This is a genomic window from Streptomyces sp. NPDC006925, from assembly GCF_042869575.1.
Classification (GTDB): Bacteria; Actinomycetota; Actinomycetes; order Streptomycetales; family Streptomycetaceae; genus Streptomyces.
In genome coordinates, this window is the sequence record NZ_JBIAGB010000005.1 from 96,522 (window position 1) to 108,756 (window position 12,235).

The following is a 12,235-nucleotide window of genomic DNA, read 5'->3' on the forward strand; positions in this document are numbered from 1 at the left end:
CGCCGAGCGAGGTACCGGTGCCGTGCGCCTCCAGGTAGTCGAGTTCGGAGGGCCGTATCCCGGCCCTGGCCAGCGCTTCGGAGACGAGCGTGCCCTGCGCCCGCGGGTTGGGCACGCTGTAGCCCTTGCTCGCACCGCCGTGGTTGACCGCCGAGCCGCGGACGACGGCCAGGATCCGGTCCCCGTCGGCCTCCGCCGCGGACAGCCGCTTGAGCAGCACGGCACCGGCCCCGTCGGCCGGGACGAAGCCGTCGCCGCCGTCGCCGAAGCTGCGGCAGGCGCCGGAGGGTGCCAGGAAGCCGCTGCGGGACAGCTGGAGGTACTTCACCGGGTGGCTGGTGATGTTGACCCCGCCCGCGATGGCGACGTCGCAGTCCCCGGTGCGGATGGCCTGGCAGCCGAGGTGGATGGAGGCGAGCGACGACGAGCACATGGTGTCCACGGCGATGCTCGGCCCGTCGAATCCGTAGAAGTAGGAGACCCGGTTGGCCACCGCGGCGTACGAGGAGGAGGTGGCTGCTCCCCCGCGGTGCAGCGCCGCGTCCACGCCGTAGAGCTGGTAGTGGCCGTACATCATGCCGACGAACACGCCCGTGCGGACGGCCGCCAGGTCGGCCCGGGTGCGGCCGGCGTCCTCCAGCAGGTGCCAGACGGTCTCCAGGAAGATCCGCTCCTGCGGGTCGAGATGCCGGGCCTCGACCGGGGACATCCGGAAGAACATCGGGTCGAACTTGTCGATGTCGCGCAGGAATCCGCCGGTGCGGGTCGCGGTGCGGCCCGGCGTACCGGGCTCGGGGTCGTACCAGCGGTCGTGGTCCCAGCGGTCGGCGGGCACGTCCTCGACGCAGTCGCGGCCCGCGCGCAGGTTCTCCCAGAACTCCCACAGGTCCTCGGCCTGGGGATAGCGCCCGGCGACCCCGATGATCGCGATGTCCTCGTCCGCGCGCGCCTCGGTTTCGGCGGCGGCTGCGGGCGCGGTGGAATCCGCCGTGACGATGGGCGCGTTCGGAACCTCCGCGGCAGCCGGGGCCCCGGGGGGTGCCGTGACCGCGGGGGATGCCGTGGCCGCGGGGGGCTCGGACGTTGCGGGGATCGCGGGGGCCTGTGCCATCCGGTCGTCGCCGAGGGCTGCGGCCAGCGCGCCGGTGTGCTCCGCGGCGAAGTGGTCGGCCAGTTCGCCCAGGGTGACGTACTCGAAGAACAGCGTCTTGGACAGCGGCCCGAAGTGTTTCTCCAGGGCGGTGGTGGCGCTCATCACGATCAGCGAGTCGACCCCGTAGCTGTCGAAGTCCTCCTCCGGATCGATGTCGTCCGCGGGCATCCGGAGCTGCTCGGCCAGCAGACCGGCGAGGAACGCGCGGGCCCGCGCCCGCAGGTCCTCGGACCCGGCCGCGGACTGCGCCGCCCCGGCGGTCCCTGTCTCCGCGGAGACGGCACGACTCGCGGAGGCGGCCGTGTCCGCCGGGGCCGCCGCGTGCGCGGTCGCCCCCGCGCTCGCGCCGCCGCTCCCGGCCGCCTGAGCCGGGTGTTCCGTCCCGGGGCGGGGCGCCGCGGTGCCGCCGAGGGCGGTGGCGATCCGGTCGGCGTCGCCGGGGGCCAGCAGGACCGCGGGCCCCGCTCCGGCCAGGGCCCGCTCCAGGGCCGCCATCGCGGGCCCCGTGCGGACCGGGCGCATGCCGAACCGGTCGGCCATGGCGCTGACCACTGCGGGCTCGGCCGTCACTCCACCGTCGGTCCACAGCGGCCACTGCACCGACAGGCTCGTTCCGGACCGCTCACCGGCCGCGGCACGTGCGGCGCGGCGGGCCGCGAGCCGGTCCAGGTAGCCGCTGGCGGTGGCGTGGTCGGCCTGGCCGACGTTGCCGAACGCGGCGGCGGTCGAGGAGTAGGCCAGGAAGTAGCGCAGCGGGTCGTGCCGGGTGGCCTGGTCCAGCCAGGCGGCGCCCAGCACCTTGGGCCGCAGCACGGCGTCGGACTCCTCGCGGCTCTTCCGCAGCAGGAAGGAGTCGTGCAGGGTGCCGGCCAGATGGGCGACGCCCACCAGCTCGCCCGCCTCGCGGGCCTGCTCGACCGCGCTGCGGACACCGTCGCGGGTGGCGAGATCGGCGCGGACGAACCGGATGTCGGCGCCGGTGCCGCGCAGCCCTTCGAGTACGGCGGGCTCGGGTGCGGTCCGGCCGGCCAGCAGCACGGTGGCCGCCGGATCCCGTTCGGCCAGCCGGGCGGCGAAGGCCAGCCCGAGAGCGCCGGTACCGCCGGTGACCAGGTGCACGCCCGGCCCGCCGGTGAGCGCCCCGGGGCCCTCCGGGAGTTCGGTGCGCTCCCAGCCGCTGACCAGCCGCGCCCCGGGCTCCACCAGGACCTCGACGGGCCCGGCCTGGGTCAGCTCGGCGCTCAGCACGGCCGCGGGGTCCAGACCCGCGTGGCCGATGACGCGCATCGCCAGGTCCGGATGCTCCCAGCCCAGCGAGCGGGCGAAGCCGGCCATGGCGCCGTGGAGTTCGGGGTGGTCGGCGGTGCTGTCGTACAGGTACAGCCAGCGGGCGCTGCCGCGGCGCGCGGCGACCCAGGCGGCGGCCGTCTCCCGGGCCAGGTGGAAGCCGTCGTCCAGCGCGTCCTCCAGGTCGGCGCGGCCGGGCGGGGTCTGCACCAGGGTGAGCGGCGCGGGTGCGTCGGCCAGCCGCGCCACCAGTGCGGCGACGGGTTCGCCCGGGCGGCGGGTGACCACCTCGGCCGGGGCCGCGGCGGCGGCGAGCCCGGCGGGGGCCTCGCCGAGGAAGACCACGGTGCCCGGGGCCGGCGCGGGTTCCTCGGCGGCGGGCTTCCAGACGGGGACGAACGCGTGCGGCGCCTCGGCAGCGCCGTCGGAGGTCCGGCCACCGCCGGAGGCACGGTCGGCACCGGAGACACGGCCACCGCCGGAGGTGCGGGCGCGCAGCGCGAAGCCGTCGACCCGGCACACCACCCGGCCGTCCTCGTCGGTCAGCGTCAGGTCGAACACCTGCACTCCGGCGGCCGAGCGCACCCGGACGGCGTGCACCAGGCAGCGGTCGGGCAGCGCGTCCAGCAGCCGTATCTCCTCCACGGAGAAGGGCAGATAGGGCACCGGGCGCCCGTCCTCGGCGCGAGCCGCCGCGGTGTCCACGATCCAGCCGACGACCTGGAGCGCGCCGTCCAGGAGCGCGGGCTCGAAGCGGTAGGCGGCGGTGTCGGTACGGCGGGGCGCGGGCAGCTCCAGCGTGGCCAGCGCCTCGTCGGCGGAGTGCCGCACCTCCTGGACCGCGCGCAGGCTCGGCCCGTAGTCGAACCCGAGCGTCCCGACCCGGTCGTAGCACTCCTGGCGGGTGCGCACGGTGTTGCAGCGGGCCCGCACGGCGGCCACGTCCAACCCGGTCCGCGGCGCTGCCCGGTCGCCGAAGCGCAGCACACCGCCGGCGTGCCGCACCGTGCCGCCGTCCGACGCGTCCCCGTCGCCGTTTCCGTCGCCGGTGGAGACGACCTCGAACGGGACGCCCCCTTCGTGCGCCGTGCGCGCGTCCAGCCGGACCCGCAGCCGCAGTCCGTCCGGCCCCGGGCTCACGGGGCTGCCCCACACCAGGCCGCCGATGGTGCGCACCGGTCCGCGGCCGGAGAGTTCGCCCGCCAGCCGGGCCAGCTCCAGGTGGACGACGCCCGGCAGTACTGGCTCTCCCCCGACCTGGTGGTCGGCGAGGTAGAAGGCGTCCGGCAGCAGGTGTTTCTCGTAGGCCGGGCCGTCCGCGGTGGAGACCTCCGTGTCCAGCAGGGTCGGGTGCAGCGGCGCGGGGCGCGGCGCCGCCGGACGCGGCGTTCCCGGCGCGGGTGCCGCGGCGCCCGCCCAGTGCCGGACGCGCTCGAACGGATATGTGGGCAGCGGCACGCGCTGTCCCCCTTCCGCACAGGTCAGATCGGCCGGTCCGGCTTCGACCCAGCGGCGGGCGCGGTCGAGCAGGGTGCCGGCAGCGGGGTCCGAGGGTGCGGCCGGGGCGGCTGCAGCCGCCCGCCTGCCGCGCTTGCGGGCGCGGCCCCGTACCAGGCCCGCGCGCTCCTCACCGTCGGCGAGGGCGCGCAGCGCCCCGATCAGCTCCGCGCGGTCCCCGGCCACGGCGACGGCACGCTCGGCCATCTCCTCGCGTCCGGTCAGCAGGGTGTGCGCGACGTCGAGGAGCCGCACGTCCGCGGCGTCCGGGCGCTCCAGGTACGCGGCGAGCGCGCGGGCCCGGCCGGCGAGCGCGCCCGCGGTGCGCGCCGACAGCGGGAACGCCAGCGGTCCGGCGGGGTCGGGTGCCGGTGCCCGGCGCCCGGCCGGTTCCCGGAGGACGGCCGGTTCCTGGAGGACGAGGTGCGCGTTGGCACCGCCCACGCCGAACGAGCTGAGCCCGGCGATCCGCGGCCGCCCGGCCCGCCGCGGCCACGGCGTCGGTGCGTCGAGCACCCGGAACGGGCCGCCGTCCAGCTCCAGATACGGGTTGCGCTCCGTGTAGTGCAGGTTGCCGGGGAGCAGTTCGTGCCGCATGGCCAGGACGACCTTGAACAGCCCGGCCATGCCCGCCGCGGTCTCCAGGTGGCCGATGTTCGACTTGACGGAGCCGATGCCGCAGTACGGCTCAGCGGGCAGCGGTGCGCCGCGCCGCCGGGCGAGCTCCGCGAACGCCGCGCGCATGCCCGACACCTCGACGGGGTCGCCCAGTTCGGTGCCCGTGCCGTGCGCCTCCAGGTAGTCCACGTCGGCGGGGTCGACACCGGCGGCGGTGTAGGCGTCCACCAACAAGGCGCTCTGCGCCTCGGTGTTGGGCGCGGTCAGCGAGGAGCTGAGCCCGCCGTGGTTGGTCGCGATCCCCTTGAGCACGGCGTGCACGATGTCTCCGCGGCGCTCGGCCTCGGCGCGGTCGCGCAGCACGACCACGCCGACGCCCTCGCCGCGCACATAGCCGTCGGCGCCGCTGTCGAAGGTCTTGCAGCGGCCGTCCTCGCTGAGCATCCGGCCGTCGGCCATCGCGGGGTAGACCTCGGGGGACAGCAGCAGGTTCACCCCGCCGGCGACGGCCAGGTCGCAGGCGCCGGTCCGCAGCGCGGCGGCCGCCTGCGCGACCGCGGTCAGCGACGAGGAGCATGCCGTGTCGACCGCCACGCTGGGGCCGCGGAAGTCGAAGAAGTAGGAGACACGGTTGGGCACCAGCGACTGGGCCACTCCGGTTCCCGCGTGGCCTTCGAGGTGCCGTCCACCGTCCCGCTGGAGTTGCGCGTACTCCACGCCGGAGACGCCGATGAACACGCCGACCCGGGTGCCCGCGAGCGCGGAGGGCCGCAGCCCGGCGTCCTCCAGCGCGGTCCACACCGCCTCCAGCACCAGCCGCTGCTGCGGGTCCATCAGTTCGGCCTCGCGCGGTGAGATCCCGAAGAACGCCGCGTCGAACCGGTCGACCTCGTCGAGGTAGCCGCCCCAGCGGGCGGCCCGGCCGGTCCGTTCGCCGTGTGCGCGGCCCAGTGCGCGCCAGTCCCACCGCTCGGCGGGGGTCTCGCTGATCAGGTCGTCCCCGGCGGCCAGGTGCCGCCAGAACGCGTCCAGGTCGGGCGAGCCGGGCAACCGCCCGGCCATGCCGATCACCGCGGTCTCCGCCGCCGGGGGCACGTCCGGTACGGCGGCCCCGGAGGGCTCCGCCGGGTGCCGCGCGGGCTGTTCGGGTACGGCCGCGGCGAAGACGTCGGGGTAGGTCTCCAGCAGGTGCGCGGCGGCGGCCCGCGGGGTGGGATGCGTGAAGAACGCGGGCGGCGCCAGCTCCACCCCCCAGGTGCGCCGGATGCGGACGCTCAGCTCGGTCAGCCGCACCGAGTCCACACCGAGGGCGCCGAACCGGTCGGTGGCCTCGACCTCGTCGGCGGGGACGCCGAGCAGCTCGGCGACGAGGTCAGCGAGCTGCCCGGCGAGGGCCTCGACGGCTGCGGCCGGGGCGCCGTCGTCCGCCGTGGCGGAGGACGCCGTGGCGGACGGTGCCGGGGCGGACGGTGCCACGGGGTCCCGCCGCGCCCTGGACGGCCGGGGCAGCGCGGCCAGTCGGCCGCGGTCGAGCTTGTCGTTGGCGGTTCTGGGCAGTTCGGCCAGCTCGATCAGCTCGTCGGGAACCATGTAGTCCGGCAACCGGACTGCCAGGTCGGCGCGTTCGGGGCGGGGTCCGTCGGTCACCGGGGTGTAGAAGCAGCGCAGTACCGCGGCCCCCGCACCGGTCCGGGCCAGGACGACGGCCGCGTCGGCCACCCCCGGCAGCTCCCGCGCCGCCTGCTCGATCTCGCCGGGCTCGACGCGGTGACCGCGGATCTTGAGCTGGGCGTCGATCCGGCCGAGGTACTCCAGCGTCCCGTCGGCGGTGCGCCGCACCAGGTCGCCGGTGCGGTAGAGCAGCGGCGCGGTCTCCGGGTCGACCGGGTTGGCCACGAACCGCTCGGCGGTCAGCTCCGGACGGCCCAGATAGCCGGCTGCCAGACCGTCGCCGCCGATGTGCAGTTCGGCGGGGACTCCGGCGGGCACCGCACGCCCCGCGCCGTCCAGCAGATGGAGGACCGTGTTGGCGACGGGACGGCCCAGGGTGATCGGTTCGCCGTCCCGCACCCGGGCCACCGAGGACCAGATGGTGGTCTCGGTGGGGCCGTAGAGGTTCCACACCTCGGCGGTACGGGCCAGCAGTGTCCGGGCCGTCTCCCGGTCCAGCGCCTCGCCGCCGCAGAACGCGCGCAGTCCGGGGTCGCCGTTCCACCCCGCGGCCACCAGCATCCGCCAGGTCGCCGGGGTCGCCTGCATGACCGTCGCGCTGCCGGCCTCCAGCGTCCGCCGCAGGGCGAGGCCGTCCCGGGTGACGGCCGCCGGCGCGATCTCCACGCTGCCGCCGGTGACCAGCGGCAGGAAGAGTTCCAGTGCCGCGATGTCGAACGAGACGGTGGTGACGGCCAGGATCCGGTCGCGGTCGGTGAAGCCGGGCTCGTGCCGCATCGACCACAGCAGGTTGACCAGCGCCCGGTGCCCGACCCGCACCCCCTTGGGGCGCCCGGTGGAGCCGGAGGTGTAGAGGACGTACGCGTCGTCGTCGGGGCCGGGGCCCGCGGCCGCTGCGGACAGTTCGGACAGGTCGTCGTGCGGATCGGAGTCGAGCCGCAGCACGGGCGCGTCGATGCCGCCGGCCGCCTCGCTCGTCCCCCGCTGGGCGACGACCAGCCGGACGGCCGCGTCGTCGGTCATGTGCCGCAGCCGCTCGGCCGGGTAGCCGGGGTCCAGCGGGACGTAGGCGGCGCCGGAGGCCAGCACTCCGAGCAGCGCGACCACCAGGTCGGGGCCCCGGTCCAGGAGGACGGCGACGGTGTCGCCGCGTCGCACCCCGCGGGCGCGCAGCCGGGCCGCCAGCGCCGTCGCCCGGGTGTGCAGTTCGCGGTAGCCGACCTCTTCTCCCCGGCAGACCACGGCGGTCCGGTCGGGGTGCAGTGCGGCCTGTTCGGCGACCAGGTCGACCACCGTGCGCCCGCGCGGGTAGTCGCGGCGCGCCGTCCGCTGCTCGGCGGCGGCCAGCTCACGTTCGGCTGCGGTGCGCGGGTCCAGGTCCGCGAGCCGTCGGCCGGGATCGGCCAGGCACCCGGCGAGCAGGGTGCGGAACCGCTCGGCGAAGCCGTCCACCGTGGCCCGGTCGAAGAGCTGCGGGTCGTACTTGAGCGTCAGTTTGCAGCCGTCGGCCGACTGCACCACGTCCGCGGTCAATTCGAACTCGCCCTCCTGATGGACGCCGTCCACCAGCCCGCGCACCAGGGCGGGTCCGGAGCGCTCCGCGAACCAGTTCTGGAAGTAGAACGCGGTGCTGACCAGCGGCCCACCGTGGTCCTCGGCGATGCGGAGAAACGGGTGGTCGCCGTGCTCGACCGCGTCCAGCGCCTCGGCCCGCACCTGGCGCAGCAGGGTGCCGAAGGTGTCCCGGGGACCGGGCTCCACGGTGACCGGGACGAGGTTCACGAAGTAGCCGACGGTGCCCGCGAACCGTCCCTCGGGGCGCCCGGCGACCGGGGTGCCGACGGTGATCCGGCGCTGTTCGACGTGCCGGTCGAGCATGGCGATCCAGGCGGTGAACAGCACCGCGAACAGCGACACTCCCGCCTCGGCCGAGTACCGCTCGGCCGCCGCGATCAGCTCCGCGTCCAGGTGGTGCTCGGTGCTGGCCCCGTCCAGGGAAGGGGCCTCGGTACGCGGCCGGTCGGTCGGCAGCCGGAGCAGTTCGGCTCCCGCCGTCCGCTCGCGCCAGAACTCCCGCAGCCGGGCACCGCGCGGCCCGGCCAGCATGGCGCGCTGCCAGTCCGCGAAGTCGGCGTAGTCGGCCGCGGGGTGCGGCTGCGGCACGGGGCGGCCGTCGCGCACGGCCAGGTAGGCGTCGGTGAGCTCGTCGAGGAGGACGGCTATGGAGGTTCCGTCGAACACCGCGTGGTGCAGCGTGAGCAGCAGCGCGTGCCGCCCATCGGGGACGGTGTGCACCTCGGCCCGCAGCAGCGGTCCCTCGGCCAGGTCGAACGGCTCGCGCACCCGGGCACGCAGCCGTCGGGCCAGCGCGTCCGCCTCGGCTACGGGTACCCGCTCGTGGCTGAAGGCGAACTCCGGCTCCGGGCGGACGACCTGCACCGGGGTGCCGTCCTCGGCCGCGAGGACCGTGCGCAGCGCGGGGTGCCGCGCCACCAGGATCTCCAGCGCCTCGCGCAGTGCCGCGAGGTCGGTGTCCGCGCCCAGCCACACCGCCACGGGCAGGTTGTAGGCCGCGTTGCCGGGCGCGGTCTGCTCGATCACCCACAGCGCCCGCTGCCCCTCGGACACGGCGCGCCGCTCCTCGCCGCCACGGGGGGCGGCTGCGGGAGCCGGTGCGGGCAGCGGTGCTGGGGCCGGGGCGGATACTGCGAACGAGGCCGGCGCGGGGGCCGGTTCGGGAGTCGGCGCCGGTTCCGGGGCCGTCGCCTGCTGCGCGGCCGCCGGTTCCGGGGCCGTCGCCGGTTGCCCGGTGCGGGGCCCGTCGGTCGGGTGCGGACCGGGTGTTCCGTGCGTTCCGGACGCGGCGGCCGGGGGCTCGGCCCCGGACGATGCGTCGCCCGGGGCGCCGGAGGGAAGGACGCCCGCCTCGGACAGGTGGGCCGCCAGGCGGCGCAGGGTGGTGTGCTCCAGGATGTCGACCAGCCGCACCTCGGCGCCGTAGGTCTCGGCGATCCCGGTGACGACCTGCATCCCGGTGAGGGAGTCGAAGCCGTACTCGGCGAGCGGGCGGTCCGGGTCGATGTGCTCGTCCAGCTTGAGCCGGCCCTCCACCAGTGCCCGCAGACCGGCGGGCACCTCGTCGGTGCGGGCGGCCGCGGGGTTCCTCCTGGGCCGGGCCGGTGCCGACAGGGCGACCTGGCCGGTGCTCGCCTCGGCGACCAGTACGGTCTGCCCGAGGTCCGGGCCGCCGGAGGCGGCGGCCACCTCGGCGAAGCCGGCCTCGCGCAGCAGTCGGGTCCAGGTCGCGGGCTCGGCCAGCGGCGAGTCGGGGATCCGCACCCCGCTGTCGCGGAACGACCACCAGCCGTCCAGCACACCGCCCGCGACGGTCACCGAGCCGCGGGGCTCGGTGAGTTCGTTGAGCACGAGCCACCCGCCGGGACGCAGCAGCGAGCGCACCGAGCGGAGCGTCTGGGCCAGGTCGGGCGTGGCGTGCACGACGTTGGTCGCCACGACCACGTCGTGGCCGCCGGGGGTGAAGCCCTGCTGTGCGACGTCGGCGCGCAGATCCAGCAGGCGGAAGCCCAGGTGCGGGCGGTGCGCGCCGAACCGGGTGCGGCCGTGCTCCAGGAACCGCGGCGAGACGTCGGTGTAGACGTACTCGACCCGGGCGGCCTCGGCGTCCAGCGCGGGCAGCACCCGCTCGGTGGTCGCGCCGGTCCCGGCGCCCAGTTCGACGACGGACACCTTCTCGCCCGGCGCCAGGTGCGGCACCCGGGCGCGCAGCCGCTCGGCGACCGCGTCCCGCACCAGGTCGTTGTAGTGGTCGGTGAGCGGGTTGCCCTGGTAGAAGCCGACGGCCAGGTCGAGCGAGGCGTCGGGGAAGAGGATCTCGGTCGCGTTGGCCCGGCCGCGCAGCACCTCGGGGTAGGCGGCGAGGAACCGCTGGACCGGCAGGATCGTGGAGGCGACCTCGGGGTACTCGGCGCGCAGCCGGTCGAGCGCGGCGTCGATCCCGGCGCTGTCCCAGGCGTCCGCCGTGGCACCGAAGGCGGGCAGCGCCCGCGCCGAGGAGCCCTCCTCGGCCAGATAACCGGCCCGCACCAGCAGGGTGAGCAGCGCGTCGGTCTGCCGGGCGTGCGCGGGCACGATGCCGAGCCGCTCCGCCAGCTCGGGGCGGTCGACCGGCTCGTCGGTGTCGAACGCGCCCATCCGGCGCAGCGCGACGACCAGACCGCGGGCGACGAGGGGCTCCAGCGCAGCGTAGGCGGCGCGCACCCGGTCGACACCGGCGCGGTTCCGCGGTGCGGCGTCGAGCAGTCCGCGGACGGCCGCGAGCCCGCCGCCCCCGGTCGCCGGAGCGCCCGGGATGCCGGTGGCGGACGATGAGTCGGCGTCGGAGGTGCCGGACGGGCGCGGGATGCCGGCCGGCGCATCCGTACGGTCCGCCGGGCCGGCGCTGCCCGCGGCGTACCCGCTGCCCGCCGGGCTTTCCGTCCCCGCGGAGTGCGCCGGGTCGGCGGCCTCCGCGGTGTCCGCCAGTGCGGCCAGCGCCGTCGGTTCCGCGCGGATCACCATGACCTGCGGCTCGGATCCGGCCAGTACGCCGGCGAGTTCCGCGAGGCCCTCTTCCGGAGCGAGTTCGCCGATGCCCAGCGCGCGGAAGATCGCGGGCAGTCCGGCCCGGGCTCCGGAGCCGATCGCGCCCCAGTAGCCCCAGTTGACGACCCGCACCGGGTAGCCGCGGGTGGCGTCCAGGTACCGGCCCAGCGCGTCCTGGCAGGCCGAGGCGGCGGTGTAGCCGCTGTTGCCGGAGCTGGAGCCGAACGACCCGGTGGAGGAGAACAGCACGAGGAAGTCCGGGTCCGCGGCGGCAGCCGCAGCGTCGAGGGCGAGGGTGCCCTCGACCTTGGCGGCGAGCGCGGAACGGAACTCCGCGCGGGTGAGCTCGGCCATCGGCCGGTCGTCGAAGGTCATCGCGAGGTGGAACACCCCGTGCACGGCGCCGAACCGGTCCCTGACCCGGTCGAACGCGGCGGCCACCGCCGCGGGGTCGGAGACGTCGGCGCGCAACTGCACCAGCTCGCCACCGTGCTGCCGGGCCCGCTCCCGCTCCGCGTGGTGCGCGGGGCCGGGTTCACTGCGGCTGAGCACGACGACGGTGGCCCGGAACCGCTCGGTGAGGTGCCGGGTGAGCAGGGTGCCGATGCCGCCGGTCCCCCCGGCGAGCACATACACCCCGCCCTCCCGGTAGGGCGGCGCGGCGGTGCCGGAGGCCGGGACCAGGGTGCGCGTGTACCGGTGCCCGGCGCGTACCGCGACGGCCCGGCCCTTGGGGTGCGGGCGCTCCGCGAGGACCGCGGCGGCCCGGTCGGCGACCGGATCGAGGCGGCCGACGTCCACGCACACCACCCGGGTGTCCGGGAACTCGGCGGAGGCGACCTGCGCCAGCCCGTGCAGCGCCGCCCCCATCGGGTTGTCGCCGGGGCCGCCGTCGACGGGGTGCACGTCCGAGGTGACCACCCGCAGCTCGCGCGCCCGCACCCGGATCAGTACGTCGAACAGCGAGGCCGCGCCCCGCTCCAGGTCGGCAGCGCCGGGGGGCTCCGTGCCGCCGCGCACCCCGCCGAGATGGATCACGGTCCCGGCCCGGTCCGGCAGCCGGGCGGCCACCGGGCCGGCCGGGTCCGGCTGGTCCAGCCACACGAGCCGGACGTCCCCGGCGGTCATCGCGAGGGCGGCGGCGAGGTCCCGCGCCGCTTCGGTGGCCAGCACAAGGACGGGCCCCTCGGGCCCCTCGGGCGGCGCGGCGGCGGGCAGCGGGCCCGCGGGCTGCCAGCGCGGTACGAACCGGCCGAGCCGGTCGCGCTGTTCCGCGGCGGGCCTGTCGGCAACGGACGGCTCAGCTGCGGCCGCCGGGCCGGTTCCGGGACGCGCCGGCGCCGGGGGAAGGGCGGGTATCCAGCAGCGCTTGCGGGCGAACGGGTAGGTCGGCAGCGCGATCCGACG

At 76.4% G+C, this 12,235-nt stretch carries 1 protein-coding gene (running past both ends of the window); it reads right to left on the reverse strand.

This entire window lies inside a single protein-coding gene on the reverse strand: locus tag ACFYNS_RS09755, encoding an amino acid adenylation domain-containing protein. The 25,152-nt coding sequence extends 10,769 nt beyond the window's left edge and 2,148 nt beyond its right edge, so the window shows coding positions 2,149-14,383, spanning codon 717 (complete) through codon 4,795 (partial); the first complete codon in reading order (the gene reads right to left) occupies positions 12,233-12,235. The start codon and the stop codon both lie outside this window.